The organism is Pseudomonas tritici (assembly GCF_014268275.3).
Classification (GTDB): domain Bacteria; phylum Pseudomonadota; class Gammaproteobacteria; order Pseudomonadales; family Pseudomonadaceae; genus Aquipseudomonas; species Aquipseudomonas tritici.
This window is the reverse complement of record NZ_CP077084.1, coordinates 26866-42324: the sequence shown is the minus strand read 5'-3', so window position 1 is coordinate 42324 and position 15459 is coordinate 26866. Positions and strand designations below refer to the sequence as shown.

Here is a 15459-nt window from a genome sequence, read left to right as displayed (position 1 = left end):
AGTAACAGGCAATAGACTCAGCCCTGGCTGAACTGGGAAGCCAGTTCGCGGAGCAACACCTCGGCATCCAGCACTTTGCCGACTACCTCTTCAGCCTTGTCCCGCGTCAGCCCCAGGCGCTCAAGCAGCGCATCCGGAATCGTCTCATCCGGCCCGGAACCAATCCCCCGGCTGCGCAACAAGCGCACGGCCAAACACACCAGGTTCGGATACTCAGCGTATTGCCCGTCATAAGTCGGGTCGTGCTGGAAGCGCAGCGCGGTGGATAACTCATCCGGCATGTCCCAGTAGCGCATCAGCCAGGCACCGATCTGCTCGCGGCTGATGCCCAGCAGGTGTTGCTCGACATAGCTGTGGCACAGGTGCGGGTTGACTTCCAAGTGACGGCAGATCAGCGAGAAGTGCGGCGGGAACACGTGCGCCAGCAGCAGATAACCGAAGTTGTGCAACAGGCCGGCGAGGTAGGTCAGGCCGGCTTCCGGGCGCTGGGCGCGCGGCATGGCGCGGGTCAGGCCCTCGATCACGGCGGCGGTGTAGATCGACTGATGCCAGTACGGCGTGGCTTGGTGCGGGTTGTCCTTGGGCAGGCTCAAGGTCTTGCCCAGCGCGAGGCCCAGCGCCAGGTTGATCACCAGGTCAAAGCCGAGCACGCGCACGATGGCGTCTTCAACGGAGCGGATCTTGCCCGGCGACGCGTAGTACGGCGACGCGGCCCAGCTCACGACTTGCGCGGCCAGGGCCGGGTCGGTCTCCACTACGCCGGTGATGTCATCGATGGTGGCGTTGGGGTCGACACGCAGCTTGATAATCTTCTGCGCAGTGTCGGCCAGCGGGGGAATCTCGATGGTCGCTTCCAGGCGCTGCTGGATGCGGCGCGCGGTGAACGCCTGCATGGCCTGGGTGATTTCCTCACGGTCATCATTCGGGCGGTCAAGGTTGGGGCGGATGTTGCTCAGCGGCTCGCCGAAGTGGCCGGCGCTGGCCTTGGTGAGCATGGTCTTGAAGGCGTCGCTGGAGATCTCCAGCAACAGGCCTGCTTCACCCGAATGCACCAGCAGGCTCGGCTCGTTGAGCAGGCTGCCTTCGTACAGGCACGGCGAGCTGGTGAGCGGCGGCAGGCCCGGCAACAGGCTCAGCTCATGTTTGCCGAGCATGCGTGCGACGCGGTCCGGCGACACGGCGATAAGGCGGCGGCCAGTGAGCTCGGCGAGGCGGTTGAGGTCGAGCAGCTGGTTCTGCGGGAACAGCACCATCAGCGCGCCCACTGCATCTTCCAGCAGCACCGCCTGGACCTTTTGCGCAGGATTCAGGCCCGGTAGATCGCTGACTTCCGTGTAGGGGATGGCGAGTTTTGCGAGCAGAGCCCGAATGACCGGCGGGGCGGTCAGTGGGGCTGTGGCGAGGGCGACTTCTGACATGGCCTGATCCAATTTCGTACAGTCATCGAAGTATAACCAGCTTGATACACCTGTAGGTCGGTTAAGTGCGTCGCACCTTACACTTGACCGTATTGCTGCCCGTGCCTGAGCCAGCGATCCAGCAACGGGCTGACGTGTTCCGGCCAGCGTTCCATCAACGCTTGCGCCGCATCGCGCACGGCGGGGAGCAAGTCGGCGTCGCGCATCAGGTCGGCAACCTTGAATTGCAGCAGGCCGGTCTGGCGAGTGCCGAGCATTTCGCCGGGGCCGCGCAGTTCGAGGTCTTTTTCGGCGATGATAAAACCGTCGTTGGTTTCGCGCATGATGCCCAGGCGCTGACGGCCGATCTGTGACAGTGGCGGGTGGTAGAGCAGCACGCAATGGCTGGCGGCGCTGCCCCGGCCAACACGGCCGCGTAACTGGTGCAGTTGCGCCAGGCCAAGGCGCTCGGGGTTTTCGATGATCATCAGGCTGGCGTTGGGCACGTCCACCCCCACCTCGATCACGGTAGTGGCCACCAGCAGTTGCAGGTTGCCGGCCTTGAATTCGGCCATCACCGCGGCCTTTTCCACAGGTTTCATGCGCCCGTGGATCAGCCCGACCTTGAGCTCACCCAGGGCGCTGGTGAGGTCTTCAAAGGTGGTTTCGGCCGCCTGGCAGGTCAGTTCTTCGGACTCCTCGATCAGGGTGCACACCCAATACGCCTGGCGGCCTTCGGCACAGGCACCGCGTACGCGCTCGATCACTTCGACACGACGGGTGTCGGTGACCAGCACAGTGTTGACCGGGGTACGGCCGGGCGGCAATTCGTCTAGGATCGAAGTGTCGAGGTCGGCGTAGGCGCTCATGGCCAGGGTGCGCGGGATCGGCGTCGCGGTCATGATCAACTGGTGCGGGTTCATCCGGCCACCCACGCCTTTCTGGCGTAGGGCCAGGCGCTGTTGCACGCCGAAGCGGTGCTGTTCGTCAATGATCACCAGGGCGAGGTTCTTGAACTTCACTTCGTCCTGGAACAGTGCGTGGGTGCCCACCACCATCGGTGCGCCACCGGCGATTTGCTCCAGCGCGGCCGCACGCACCTTGCCCTTGAGCTTGCCGGCCAGCCACGCGACTTCCAGGCCCAGCGGTTCGAGCCAGCGCTTGAAAGTGATGAAGTGCTGTTCGGCGAGAATCTCGGTGGGTGCCATCAGCGCTACCTGGTAACCGGCTTCCAGTGCTTGCAAGGCAGCGAGGGCGGCGACCACGGTCTTGCCCGCGCCCACGTCGCCTTGGATCAGCCGCAGCATCGGCTCTTTCTGGCTGAGGTCGTAGGCGATTTCATTGCCGACGCGCTGCTGGGCACCGGTCGGCGCGAAGCCGAGGTTGGCCAGGTATTGGGCAGGCAAACGCGTGGCCTTGGGCATCGCCGGCGCGCGCAGGGAACGCATGCTCTCGCGCAGGCGTTGCTGGGACAGTTGGTGGGTCAGCAGTTCTTCAAAGGCCAAGCGGTGCTGGGCCCAGTGATGACCCAGCGCCAGTTCATCGACATCGGCGTCGGCGGGCGGGTGATGCAGGTAGCGAATCGCATCGTCCAGCGGCGCCAGTTGATAGTCGCGGGCCAGTTCCAGGGGCAGCCAGTCGGGCAGGCTCTTCGGGCCAAGCATCGCCAGGGTCTGCATGCACAGTTGGCGCAGGCGCTGCTGGGTCAAGCCTTCGGTGAGGGGGTAGATCGGGGTGAGTGTGGTGTCGACCGGCGGCGGTTCGTCGCCAGTGATGGCGCGGTATTCCGGGTGGTAGATCTCCAGGCCCGACGCGCCGGGCCGCGCTTCGCCATAGCAACGCACGCGGGTGCCGCGTTTGAGGCCCTCCTTCTGCGCGTTGCTGAAATGGTAAAAGCGCAGGCTCAGGCCGCCGGTGCCGTCCTGCAGGCGCACGACCAGGCTGCGGCGCTTGCCCATCACCACGTCGGCGCCGCTGACGGTGCCTTCGACCACCGCATCCTGCCCAGGGCGCAGATGGCCGATGGGCACCACGCGGGTGCGATCCTGGTAGCGCAGGGGCAGGTGAAACAGCACGTCCTGGAGGTTCTCCAGGCCGACCTTGGCCAGCTTCTCGGCCATGGCCTCGCCGACACCCTTGAGTGCCGTCACCGACACCTGCGACAGCTCCGTCATACCGTTGCTCAGCTCGCGGCAGGCGGCTTGGCCACCGAACACAGGCGAATCGAGTCGGCGAGGATCTCAATCGCTTTGGGCCGTGGGAAGCTGGCGCGCCAGGCGATCGCCACGGTGCGGAACGGCACCGGCGGCGTCAGTGGGCGCACTGCAATTACGCCGGGGGCGTAGTGATGGCTGTCCACTGCCGACAGCGGCAGGATTGAAATGCCCAGGCCGGAAGCGACCATGTGGCGAATGGTTTCCAGGGAACTGGATTCCACCGTGGTGTGCTTGGCGCCGTCGTTGCCTTTGGTCAGCGTCGGGCAGGCTTCCAGCACCTGGTCGCGGAAGCAGTGGCCTTCGCCGAGCAGCAGCAGGCTCTTGTCGTTGAGCAGGCCGGCATCGATAGTGTCTTTTTGTGTCCACGGGTGGGAGGCGGGCATCAACACGTAGAACGGCTCGTCGTAGAGCGGCAGGGTCAGTACGTCTGCTTCGTTGAACGGTAAGGCGATGATGATCGCGTCCAACTCGCCGTTGCGCAGTTTGTCGCGCAATACGTGGGTGAAGTTTTCTTCGATATACAGCGGCATCTGCGGCGCGACGCGATGCAGTTGCGGGATCAGGTGCGGAAACAGGTACGGGCCGACGGTGTAGATGGCGCCGACTTTCAGCGGTGCAGTCAGCTGGTTTTTGCCGGCCTGGGCCAGTTCGCGAATGCTTTGCGCCTGCTCCAGTACCTTCTGGGCCTGGGCCACGATGCCTTCGCCCACCGGGGTGAGGCGCACGGCGCTCTTGCTGCGCTCGAAAATCAGCACACCGAGTTCGTCTTCAAGCTTTTTCACGCCCACCGACAGCGTCGGCTGGCTGACGTGGCAACGCTCGGCCGCGTGGCCGAAGTGCTGCTCTTGGGCGAGGGTAACGATGTAGCGTAATTCTGTAAGAGTCATAGCGGGCGTCCATGAAGTTGCGGGCCAAGCATACCGGCTGCAATCGATAGACGCACGTTATCAGAACTTTGCTGGGGATTGAGCGGGGAGTGCGGAGGATTTAGCTAAAAACGGATTTTTTGAGGCAGTGAATTCAAATGTGGGGCTTGCCCGCGATGCAGGCACCTCGGTCTATCAGTTGCACCGAGGTGATGCTATCGCAGGCAAGCCAGCTCCCACACAAGCTGACTCCTGCAACCTTTAGCGACGGCGTTTCTCGATGTTGTACACGAACGGTGCAACGATCTCGATGCTGCCGCCTTTCAACATATCGGCTGGCGGCTTGGGCAGCGGCTGGGCACGACGGATCATGTCCAGGGTTGCGCGGTCCAGGTCAGCGTTGCCGGAACGGCCCACCAACTCGTAGGACAGCACGTTGCCTTCGGCATCCACCACAAATTTCAGGCGGTTCAAGCCTTCTTTGCCACGGGCCTGGGCACCTGGCGGGTACTTTTTGTACTTCTGCAAGTGCGCCAACAGTGCGCCTTCCCAGGACGCTTTGGCGGCGACCTGTTGCGGCGACGGGCCAGGTACGGGCTGGGCCGATTTTTCCGCTGGCGTGTTAGTCGGTGGAGCGTCGCTCGGCGGTTCCTCGGAGGGTTTCTCCTTGGGTGGCTCGATCTTTTTCTCCACAGGTTTGGGCGGCTGCGGTTTTGGCTTGGGCTTGACGGGCTTGGGCACCTGGATCGTCGGCTTGGGTGCCTCGGCCAGTTTCGGCAGGGGCAGCTCTTCGACCGGGGCAGGCGGTTGCGGCGGCGTGACCACCTTGGGCGGTGCCGGCGGCGGTGGGGCTGGCATCGGTGCCAGGTCGATGACCATGGCAGCCGGTGGCAACTGCACCGTACGCGGCGCTGACCAATGAAGCGCGATAGCGATCGCGACGGCATGCACGCCCAGTACGACGGCGAGGCTGGTGCCATAACGCGTCAGTTTGTGGCGCGTTGTGATCATTTCTTGGCTGCCGTCTCAAGTCCGACCAGGCCTACCTTGAGGTAGCCGGCTGCCCGCAGGGCATCCATCACGCTCATCAGGTCGCCGTAGTCCACGCCTTTGTCGGCCTGGAAGAAGATCGTCGTGTCTTTCTTGCCTTGGGTCTTGGCGTCGAGCACCGGCCCCAGGGTTTCAGTCTTGACTTCTTCTTCACCCAGGAACAGGCGTTGGTCCGCCTTGACGCTGAGGAAGATCGGCTTCTCCGGCCGCGGCGCAGGCTTGGCGCTGGACGCGGGCAGGTCGACCTTGATGTCCACGGTCGCCAACGGTGCGGCCACCATGAAGATGATCAGCAGCACCAGCATCACGTCGATAAACGGCGTGACGTTGATTTCGTGGTTCTCGACGAGTTCGTCGTCGCCTTGATTCAAATGCAGGCCCATGGCCGATTACCCCACTTTCACCATGTGCGGTTGCGAGCTGCGCTCGGTAGGCAGGTGATCGAGGTCGCGGCTGACCAGCAGCAGGACTTCTGCCGACGCGTCCGATACCTGGGCCTTGTAGCCGGCAATCGAACGGGCGAAGACGTTGTAGATCACCACCGCAGGAATCGCGGCAACCAGGCCCAGGGCAGTAGCCAGCAAGGCTTCGGCGATGCCGGGGGCAACGACGGCAAGGTTGGTGGTCTGGGTTTTAGCGATGCCGATGAAGCTGTTCATGATGCCCCACACGGTACCGAACAGGCCGACGAAGGGCGCGGTGGAACCGATGGTTGCCAGCACGCCGGTGCCGCTGCTCATGTTTCGACCGCAGGCCGCCACCAGGCGCTCCAGGCGGAAGGCCACGCGTTCCTTGATGCCTTCTTTCTCGCGGGCGTTGGCCGACAGGCGCATTTCTTCCAGCGCGTCGTGCACCAGGGTGTTGGCCAGGGTGCCTTTCTTGGTCGCGCTTTCGCTCGCTTCCTTAAGGGTGGTGGCCTTTTTCAGGTGGACGATTTCGCTACGCAGGCGACGCTTGGCGCCCAGCAGCTCGAAGCCTTTGGCGATCCAGATGGTCCAGGTGATGATCGAGGCAATGGCCAGGCCGATCATGACGGCTTTCACTACGACGTCGGCGTTCTGATACATGCCCCACGGCGACAGGTCGTGGGCCATGCCCAAGGTGTTGTCTTCTTCCAGAACTACGCCGGTGTCGTCGGTGGAGGCTGGGTCAGCAGCCTGGGCCGGGTCGGTAGCGGCTGGCGCGGCGGCCGGAGCGGCCGGTGCGGCAGCAGCAGGCGGGGTCGTCGGCGCGGTGGCATCAGCAAAGGCGGCGGTCGGTGCCAGCAGAACGCTGAACAGCAGCGCAGCAATCGCGCGCCAGGCGCGGGATGGGCTGTGAGGCTTGGTTGGCGAAGCGGGGGTTGTATTACGTGTCATGCTGGCCGGACCTGAGTAAAAAAATGAGTGATCGTCCTTCCAGACCCAAGGGGTCGAGGACAAATGGGCGGTTATTATTGCAAGTAATTCTTGTTAACAGAAGTAATACAGTAACTTTATTTGTGCTTTTTCTGGCCGTCGGTCTACCGCGACGGCTAACCTAGACCTTTCAATACGGAGTTTTGTGATGTCAGCGCCTTCTGTTGTGATTGCCGGATGTGGCGATGTGGGTAGTCGGCTGGCTAGCCAATTGCTCGCCTCGGGATGGGAGGTGCACGGCTTGCGGCGGGATATTTCGCGGCTGCCCGCCGGCGTGATTGGCATTGCCGGCGACCTGTTCAACAAGGATTGCCCTGACACCTGGCCGATCGGCGGGGTGGATTACCTGGTGTATTGCGCCGCTGCGACAGATCACGACGAAGCCGGCTATCGCGCCGCTTATGTAGAAGGGTTGAAACACGTACTGGAGTGGTTGGGCGACTACGGTCAGGAGCCGAAACACTTGCTGTTTGTTTCCAGCAGCAGCGTCTATGGGCAGCAGAATGGAGAGTGGGTCGACGAAACGTCGGAGACTCAAGCCAAGGGTTATTCCGGGCAAGTGATGCTGGAGGCTGAGCAAGTGGCGCTCAATAGTGGCATCCCGGCCAGCATCGTGCGTCTGACCGGTATTTATGGCCCAGGCCGCGAATGGCTGCTGACCCAGGTTCGCCAGGGCTACCGTGTCGCAATCGATCCGCCTTTATATGGCAACCGCATTCATGCGGATGACGCGGCGGGCTTGTTGGCGTTTTTGTTGCGGCATGTGGAGCAGGGTGGCTCGCTGGATAAGGTCTACATCGGCGTCGACGATGCGCCCGCACCGCTGGCGGAAGTGGTGGCGTGGTTGCGCGAGTATCTGGGTGTGACGGAGTGGTCCGAGGATGCGAGTGTGCGTCGTGCCGGCAGCAAGCAGTGCAGCAATGCGCGAGCGAAGACGCTGGGCTGGGCGCCGACCTACCCAACTTACCGCGAAGGCTACGCGGCGATCCTCAAAGGCTGAAACACAGTCAAAAAATGTGGGAGCTGTGTTTGGCTACTTAATTATTTTTCCAGCAACCACTGCCGCGGTCCGGGCGTAAACGAAGGCACTTCATCCGCTCGCGCGGTATTGATCGCCTGGAAGATTTCCAGCTGCTTGCCTTTGCGCAAGAAAATCCACGGGTTGCCCTGGCCGTTGAGTTGCAGCCAGATGCTGTCATAGCCGCCGCTCATCGAGGCGCAATCACCGGCCAGGCACAGCGAGTACCGATCAACATTAGGCAAGCCGACAACCTTGCCGTCAGCCTGGAACTGCACGATGGCGCCGCTACCGAAGCCGTCGCTGATCTTCCAGTCGCCGCCCATGTAGGTCGCGTACAGCGCACGCTCAAAGTTGGCGCCTATGGGGGCACCTTCCGGCGCGGGGTCCTTGGCGCGGGCAAACAGCTGTTCCGGCTCGTTGTCGTTGGCCGATTGCAGCAGTTGTTTGCCTTTGCGCTTCAGTTCGGTAGCTGAGCTGCCGTAGAAATCCACGCTCCAGGCGCCGGATTTTTCACCCAGCAATTTGCCTTCGGCTACTTCAAAGCCGTTGTAGTAGCGCGCCTGCGAAGCCTTGGTATTAACCTCCCATTCGAGGTTAGGGCCATAGCTTTGCAAGGCTTCACGCAAAGGGCCGCCTTTGGCTGCCGCATCGATGGCGACCTGGTTGATCCAGGTGCCGCTCACGTCCAGGTCGGCAGGGTTGCTGGCGCAGCCGCCGAGCAGCAGGGCGAGCAGTGATGAGGCTACAAGCGCTTTGCGCATCATGAAATCCTTTTAAAACGAAGTCGGCGCAGCCTATGGGAGGGCCGCGCCGGGTGTTTTACTCGATGACCAGAATCGCGTCCATCTCAACCTGTGCACCCTTTGGCAGGGCAGCAACGCCGATGGCAGCGCGGGCTGGGTACGGCTGTTCGAAGTACTTGCCCATGATCTCGTTGACCTTGGCGAAGTGGCTCAGGTCGGTGAGGAAAATGTTCAGCTTGACGATGTCCTTGAACGAACCGCCAGCAGCTTCAGCAACCGACTTGAGGTTTTCGAAGACCTGCACGGTCTGTGCTTCAAAGCCTTCCACCAGTTCCATGGTCCTTGGGTCCAGCGGGATCTGGCCAGACATGTAGACGGTATTGCCCGCCTTGATCGCCTGGGAGTAAGTGCCGATCGCGGCCGGGGCTTTATCGCTGGTGATAACGGTCTTGGTCATTTATGACTCCTTGTAAGAGGTGATGACGTATTTGAAGGCCTATGCCCGCATACGGGTGATGCGGATCACACCGATCAGGGCGCGCAGTTTCTTGATCACGCGGGCGAGGTGCACACGGTCGTGCACGCTGACCACCAGCTGGACCACGCTGATGCGACCATCGCGCTCGTCCATGCTGATTTTCTCGATATTGCCGTCGGCCGCGTTGACGCTGCTGGCCAGCAGGGCGATCAGGCCGCGTTGGTGTTCCAGCTCGACGCGCAACTCGACGTTGAATTCGCCGGTGACATCCTTGGCCCACGAGAGCTGGATGCATTTTTCCGGATTGTGACGGACTTCGGTGATGTTGCGGCAGTTGTCCAGGTGCACCACCATACCTTTGCCCGCCGACAAGTGGCCGACAATCGGGTCGCCCGGGATCGGCGTGCAACACTTGGCGTAGCTGAGCACCAAGCCTTCGGTGCCGCGAATCGCCAGTGGGCCTTCCGGACTTGGTAGCTGCTCACCTTCGCCGAGCAAGCGGCGGGCGACGACGTAGGCCATGCGGTTGCCCAGGCCGATATCTTCCAGCAGATCTTCGATGGTTTCCTGGCGATACTCGTGAAGCATCGCTTGCACACGCTCTGTAGGAACTTTGTCTAGGGCACTGTCGAAACCATTAAGTACCTTGTTCAGCAGGCGTTCGCCGAGGCTGATGGATTCGGAGCGGCGCTGTAGCTTCAGGGCGTGACGGATATGTGTGCGCGCTTTGCCGGTGACCACAAAGTTGAGCCAGGCTGGGTTCGGGCGTGCGCCCGGCGCGCTGACGATCTCGACCGTGGAGCCGCTTTGCAGCGGTTCGGACAGCGGCGCGAGGCGGCGATTGATCCGACAGGCAATGCAGCTGTTGCCCACGTCGGTGTGCACCGCGTAGGCAAAGTCGACCGCCGTGGAGCCTTTGGGCAGCTCCATGATCCGGCCTTTGGGCGTGAACACGTAGACCTCGTCCGGGAACAGGTCGATCTTCACGCTTTCGATAAATTCGAGGGAGTTGCCGGCACGTTGCTGCATTTCCAGCACGCCCTTGACCCACTGGCGGGCGCGGGCATGGGTGCCTTTGGGCTGCTCGTCGCCGCTGGATTTGTACAGCCAATGGGCGGCGATGCCGTTGTTGGCCATCTCTTCCATTTCGCGGGTGCGGATCTGGATCTCGATCGGCACACCATGCATACCGAACAGCGTGGTATGCAGCGATTGGTAGCCGTTGGCCTTGGGAATCGCGATGTAGTCCTTGAAGCGGCCGGGCAGGGGCTTGTACAAATTATGTACAGCGCCGAGCACGCGGTAGCAGGTGTCAACCTTGTCGACGATGATCCGGAACGCGTACACGTCCATGATCTCGTTGAAGGCCCGACGTTTGCCGCGCATCTTCTTGTAGATGCCGTAGATGTGCTTCTGCCGCCCGCTGACTTCGCCTTCGATCTCGTCGATCGCCAGGCAATGGCTCAGCGACTCTTCGATCTTGTTGACGATTTCCTTGCGGTTGCCCCGGGCGCGTTTCACCGCCTGGTAGATGCGCGCCGAACGCATCGGGTGCATGGCCTTGAAACCGAGGTCTTCAAACTCGATACGGATGGCATGCATGCCCAGCCGGTTGGCGATGGGCGCGTAGATCTCCAGGGTTTCCTTGGCGATGCGCCGGCGTTTTTCGCCGGACAGCACTTCCAGCGTGCGCATGTTGTGCAGCCGGTCGGCCAGCTTGACCAGAATCACCCGAATGTCGCGGGCCATGGCCATGGCCATCTTCTGGAAGTTTTCCGCCTGGGCTTCGGCCTTGGTCTCGAAGTTCATCTGGGTCAGTTTGCTGACCCCGTCGACCAGTTCGGCCACGGTTTCACCGAACTGCGCTTGCAGCGCTTCTTTGGCGATACCGGTGTCTTCGATCACGTCATGCAGCATTGCGGCCATCAGGCTTTGATGGTCCATGTGCATGTCGGCAAGAATATTTGCCACCGCAAGGGGATGCGTGACATACGCCTCGCCACTACGGCGGCGTTGGCCGTCGTGGGCTTGTTCGGCGTAGAAATACGCTCGGCGGACCAGGTTGACCTGGTCTGGGCCGAGGTAGGCCGATAAGCGATCGGCGAGGGCGTCTATGCTCGGCAAAGTGTGAACTCCTGCCGTTGGCTGTGACCCCGCGCCGTGCTACGTCGACCAGGCATAGGCTTAGACGGCCTCGTTGGACTCGTCCTCGAACGCTGCAAACAGCGGTTCGTCTTCAACGATTTCGGCGTTGGCGATGAACTCGTAGCTCATCAGGCCTTCAGCGATTTCACGCAGGGCTACAACGGTAGGCTTGTCGTTTTCCCACTGGACCAGGGGCTCTTTGCCGCCAGTGGCCAGTTGACGGGCACGCTTGGTAGAGAGCATGACCAGCTCAAAGCGGTTATCCACGTGTTCTAGGCAGTCTTCAACGGTTACGCGGGCCATGGTATTCCTCGGAGCGAATGCAAGATGCGCGCTGCCCGGTTGGGCGAGCGGACTAAACAGTTTAAAAAATCACCAGCGTTTAGGGAAGCGCTGATTTTTCGCAGGCCCTCGCAAAACCGCTACAAGCGCCAATGTAAAGCCCTTGCAGCGGTTTTGGGAAGAGCCAATCAGCCGAGCAGTTCGGCCAGTAATTTGCCGAAACGCTGTTGTTGGCGCTTTTGCTGGAGCTGGTTGGTGCGAAAAATCGCCTTCAAATCGTCCAACGCGTGGGCAAAATCGTCGTTAATGATCAGGTAGTCATAGTCGACGTAATGGCTCATTTCGCTGACGGCCTCACGCATGCGGCCTTCGATGATCTCGTCGCTGTCCTGGCCGCGATTTTTCAAGCGCTGGTGCAAGGCTTCAAGCGACGGCGGCAGGATGAAGATCGAACGCGCCTTGGGCATCAGTTGGCGCACTTGCTCGGCGCCCTGCCAGTCGATTTCCAGAATCAGGTCGTGGCCTTCGTCCAGGGTCTGCTGCAAGTGGCTTTGCGACGTGCCGTAGAGGTTGCCGAAGACTTCGGCGCGCTCGAGGAAGTCGCCGTGCTCGATCATCTTGACGAACTCGGTGCGTTCGACGAAGTGATAGTGCACGCCGTTCACCTCACCCGGGCGCATGGCGCGGGTGGTGTGGGAAACCGAGATGCGGATCTGCTCGTCAGCGTCGGTCAGGGCCTTGACCAGGCTGCTTTTGCCCGCGCCCGAGGGGGCGGAAATGATGTAAAGGGTGCCGGTGCTGTGGGTCATGGAGGTTGCCTTACTCAATATTCTGTACTTGTTCGCGCATCTGCTCGATCAACACTTTGAGGTTGACCGCAGCCGTGGTACTACGCGGATCGAACGCCTTGGAGCCCAGTGTATTGGCTTCGCGGTTGAGTTCCTGCATCAGGAAGTCCAGGCGCCGACCGGCGGCACCGCCCGATTTGAGCACGCGGCGCACTTCAAGGATGTGGGTGCTCAGGCGGTCGAGTTCTTCGGCGACGTCGCTCTTCTGCGCCAGCAACACCATTTCCTGTTCCAGGCGCACCGGGTCGAGGTCGGCCTTCATGTCGGTAAAGCGGTCGAGCACCTTCTGGCGCTGGGTGGCGAGCATCTGCGGCACCAGCTCGCGCAGGGTGACCACGTCTTCTTCGATGGAGGTAAGACGCTCGCTGATCAGGCGTGCCAGCTCGGCGCCTTCGCGCTCGCGGCCTGCCTTGAGCTCCTTCAAGCCCTGGTTGAACAGGGCGAGGGCTTCGGCGTTGAGGGCTTGCGGGTCGGTGGCGTCGGCCACCAATACGCCAGGCCAAGCCAGCACTTCCAGTGGGTTGAGCGCGGCAGGCTGCTTGATCAGGCCGGCGATGGTCTCGGCGGCGGCCACCAATTGTGCCGCGCGGTCGCGATCAACCTGCAGCGGCTTGCCGGTGGTTTCTTCGGTAAAGCGCAGGGTGCATTCCAGCTTGCCTCGGGAGATGCCCTGGCGCAGCGCCTCACGCACGGCGCCTTCGAGGTCGCGGAATGACTCCGGCAGACGCAGGTGCGGTTCCAGGTAGCGGCTGTTGACCGAGCGCAGCTCCCAGCTCAGGGTGCCTTGTACGCCGGCTTTTTCGACGCGGGCGAAGGCGGTCATGCTGTGCACCATGGAGGTACCTCGCGTTGCAGTCCCGCAAACACGGGCTGATGGTTAAGAAGGCGCAGGATTGTAGCGCAGTGGGCGAGCACGCCCAAACTCGACCATTCGTAACCGGATTTTTTAGCAGTGCCCCGAATCGGCTCGCGGCTCTATAATGCTCGGCAGTTTTTCGTCCTCAGTACAGGTGTCTCCCTATGAAACGTCCAAGTGGTCGCGCTGCCGATCAGCTCCGCTCGATCCGCATCACCCGCAACTACACCAAACACGCCGAGGGGTCTGTACTGGTCGAGTTTGGCGATACCAAGGTGATCTGCACCGTCAGCGTCGAAAACGGCGTACCGCGTTTCCTTAAAGGCCAGGGCCAGGGTTGGTTGACCGCCGAGTACGGCATGCTGCCGCGCGCCACCGGTGAGCGTAACCAGCGTGAAGCCAGCCGTGGCAAGCAAGGCGGCCGCACCCTGGAAATCCAGCGCCTGATCGGTCGTTCCCTGCGCGCAGCCCTGGATATGTCCAAGCTGGGCGACGTGACCCTGTACGTCGACTGCGACGTGATCCAGGCCGACGGCGGCACCCGCACCGCGTCCATCACCGGCGCCATGGTCGCCCTGGTTGATGCACTCAAAGTGATCAAGAAGCGTGGCGGCCTGAAAGGCGGTGACCCGCTCAAGCAAATGATCGCTGCCGTATCGGTAGGCATGTACCAAGGCGAGCCTGTGCTGGACCTGGACTACCTGGAAGACTCGGCCGCCGAGACCGACCTGAACGTGGTGATGACCAGCACTGGTGGCTTCATCGAAGTGCAGGGCACTGCCGAAGGCGCGCCATTCCAGCCGGCTGATCTGAACGCCATGCTGGCCCTGGCCCAGAAAGGCATGACCGAGATTTTCGAACTGCAGAACGCCGCACTGGCTGACTGAGTCGGCCTCAAGGAGAAACGCCATGAATGACAGCCAAATGCCGGTGCCTACGCCTTCCTACGAAGTGCGTCAGGGGGCAATGTTGTGCCATCTCGCGGCGTTTCTGGGGTTTGTGTTCCCTTTCGGCAGTGTCGTAGGGCCGCTGATCCTGTGGCAGATGAAGAAAGAAGTGGACCCGTTCATTGATGATCAGGGCAAGGAAGCCCTGAACTTCCAGATCACCGTGGCCATCGCCTGGATGGTTTGCATCGTGCTGGCCTTTGCGGTGGTTGGGTTTTTCCTGATGTTTGCGCTGGCGATTGCCACTGTGGTGCTGACGATCATCGGCAGTATCAAGGCCAACAAGGGCATTGCCTATCGCTACCCCTTGACCTGGCGCGTGATCAAATAATGAGCAGGCACAAAAAAACCGACAGCGATGCCGGTTTTTTTGTGCCTGGAAAAAGACCTCAGATGGTCAATGTCCAGTCGTAGTCCACGATCAGCGGCGCGTGCTGCGAGAAGCGCGGCTGGCGCGGCAGGCGTGCGCTGCGAACGAACCGGCGCAGGCCTGGGGTCAGCAACTGGTAGTCGAAACGCCAGCCCAGGTTGAGCATCTCAGCCTGTTCGTTGTCCGGCCACCAGCTGTACTGGTCGCCTTCGCGGCTGACTTCGCGCAGGGCATCCACGTAGCCCATGTTGCCGACAATCTCGTCCATCCAGGCGCGTTCTGGCGCCAGGAAACCCGGGGATTGCTGGCTGTCGCGCCAGTTCTTGATATCCAGCTTCTGTTGCGCCACGTACAGCGAGCCACAATAAATGTACTCGCGACGTTTGCGCCGCTGTTTATCCAGATAACGGGCGAAATCGTCCATTAGCTTGAACTTCTGGTTCAAGTCTTCATCGCCGTTCTGCCCCGAAGGAAGCAGCAAGGTCGCGATGCTGACCTTATCGAAATCGGCTTGCAGGTAGCGCCCGTAGCGGTCGGCTGTCTCGAAGCCGAGGCCGCTGATGACCGCCTTGGGTTGCAACCGCGAATACAAAGCCACGCCACCTTGGGTGGGCACTTCGGCATCGCAGGCATAAAGGAAGTAGCCATCCAGTTGGAAGGCTGGGTCGTCCAGTTCAAAGGCGGAGGCGCGGGTATCCTGCAGGCAGATGACGTCGGCATTCTGGGCTTGCAGCCAACTGAGCAAACCACGCTCGACTGCAGCCTGAATACCATTAACGTTCACACTGATGATCCGCATAAATGGCCCCAAAAATCGCGTGCGTGTATGATACACGCCGTCTA

16 protein-coding genes are annotated in these 15459 nt (G+C 61.5%); 3 read left to right on the top strand and 13 right to left on the bottom strand.

The window, feature by feature from the left end:
- Positions 1-17: 17 nt before the first annotated feature.
- The 6 genes from HU722_RS00210 to exbB form a co-directional block, all read right to left on the bottom strand.
- The gene (locus HU722_RS00210; protein WP_065875484.1) at positions 18-1418 is read right to left on the bottom strand and encodes an aminoacyl-tRNA deacylase and HDOD domain-containing protein; all 1401 of its coding nucleotides are present in this window, start codon (positions 1416-1418) and stop codon (positions 18-20) included.
- A 77-nt stretch (positions 1419-1495) separates the two neighbouring features.
- Positions 1496-3571: an ATP-dependent DNA helicase RecG gene (gene recG, locus HU722_RS00205; protein WP_065880385.1), complete on the bottom strand. Its 2076-nt coding sequence runs from the start codon at positions 3569-3571 to the stop codon at positions 1496-1498.
- 8 nt (positions 3572-3579) lie between these two features.
- Positions 3580-4500, bottom strand: a complete 921-nt coding sequence (locus tag HU722_RS00200) for a hydrogen peroxide-inducible genes activator (RefSeq protein WP_003213305.1) — start codon at positions 4498-4500, stop codon at positions 3580-3582.
- A gap of 240 nt (positions 4501-4740) precedes the next feature.
- Positions 4741-5490, bottom strand: a complete 750-nt coding sequence (locus tag HU722_RS00195; RefSeq protein ID WP_065880286.1) for a TonB family protein — start codon at positions 5488-5490, stop codon at positions 4741-4743.
- Positions 5487-5912: a TonB system transport protein ExbD gene (gene exbD, locus HU722_RS00190; RefSeq protein ID WP_017526806.1), complete on the bottom strand. Its 426-nt coding sequence runs from the start codon at positions 5910-5912 to the stop codon at positions 5487-5489. Before exbD ends, HU722_RS00195 begins: the two co-directional genes overlap by 4 nt.
- A gap of 6 nt (positions 5913-5918) precedes the next feature.
- Positions 5919-6887, bottom strand: a complete 969-nt coding sequence (gene exbB, locus HU722_RS00185; RefSeq protein WP_065891312.1) for a tonB-system energizer ExbB — start codon at positions 6885-6887, stop codon at positions 5919-5921.
- A 187-nt stretch (positions 6888-7074) separates the two neighbouring features.
- Here exbB and HU722_RS00180 point away from each other — a divergent pair, with 187 nt between their 5' ends.
- A complete protein-coding gene (locus tag HU722_RS00180; RefSeq protein WP_065875481.1) occupies positions 7075-7926 on the top strand; it encodes an SDR family oxidoreductase in 852 nt (283 codons plus the stop codon).
- A 41-nt stretch (positions 7927-7967) separates the two neighbouring features.
- Here the strand turns inward: HU722_RS00180 and HU722_RS00175 are convergent, their stop codons facing one another.
- The 6 genes from HU722_RS00175 to HU722_RS00150 form a co-directional block, all read right to left on the bottom strand.
- Positions 7968-8708 (bottom strand): hypothetical protein, encoded by a 741-nt coding sequence (locus HU722_RS00175; protein WP_065891313.1) that lies wholly within the window; start codon positions 8706-8708, stop codon positions 7968-7970.
- A gap of 58 nt (positions 8709-8766) precedes the next feature.
- Positions 8767-9147 (bottom strand): RidA family protein, encoded by a 381-nt coding sequence (locus HU722_RS00170; RefSeq protein WP_065875479.1) that lies wholly within the window; start codon positions 9145-9147, stop codon positions 8767-8769.
- Between the two features lie 39 nt (positions 9148-9186).
- On the bottom strand, positions 9187-11292 hold the full coding sequence (spoT, locus tag HU722_RS00165; protein ID WP_065875478.1) for a bifunctional GTP diphosphokinase/guanosine-3',5'-bis pyrophosphate 3'-pyrophosphohydrolase: 2106 nt from the start codon (positions 11290-11292) through the stop codon (positions 9187-9189).
- A gap of 60 nt (positions 11293-11352) precedes the next feature.
- Complete coding sequence (gene rpoZ / locus HU722_RS00160; protein ID WP_003176920.1) at positions 11353-11616, bottom strand: DNA-directed RNA polymerase subunit omega; 264 nt, start codon at positions 11614-11616, stop codon at positions 11353-11355.
- Between the two features lie 167 nt (positions 11617-11783).
- Positions 11784-12404, bottom strand: a complete 621-nt coding sequence (gmk, locus tag HU722_RS00155) for a guanylate kinase (protein ID WP_065875477.1) — start codon at positions 12402-12404, stop codon at positions 11784-11786.
- A gap of 10 nt (positions 12405-12414) precedes the next feature.
- Positions 12415-13278, bottom strand: a complete 864-nt coding sequence (locus HU722_RS00150) for a YicC/YloC family endoribonuclease (RefSeq protein WP_049710930.1) — start codon at positions 13276-13278, stop codon at positions 12415-12417.
- 185 nt (positions 13279-13463) lie between these two features.
- Between HU722_RS00150 and rph the strand changes: the two genes are divergently transcribed.
- Both rph and HU722_RS00140 read left to right on the top strand, forming a co-directional pair.
- The gene (rph, locus tag HU722_RS00145) at positions 13464-14186 is read left to right on the top strand and encodes a ribonuclease PH (RefSeq protein WP_003213280.1); all 723 of its coding nucleotides are present in this window, start codon (positions 13464-13466) and stop codon (positions 14184-14186) included.
- 22 nt (positions 14187-14208) lie between these two features.
- Positions 14209-14577, top strand: coding sequence for a DUF4870 domain-containing protein (locus tag HU722_RS00140; RefSeq protein ID WP_065875476.1), 369 nt, complete (start codon positions 14209-14211; stop codon positions 14575-14577).
- A 58-nt stretch (positions 14578-14635) separates the two neighbouring features.
- On the opposite strand, the gene crc is transcribed toward HU722_RS00140, so the two are convergent.
- Positions 14636-15415 (bottom strand): catabolite repression control protein Crc, encoded by a 780-nt coding sequence (gene crc / locus HU722_RS00135; RefSeq protein ID WP_003195493.1) that lies wholly within the window; start codon positions 15413-15415, stop codon positions 14636-14638.
- Positions 15416-15459 lie beyond the last annotated feature (44 nt).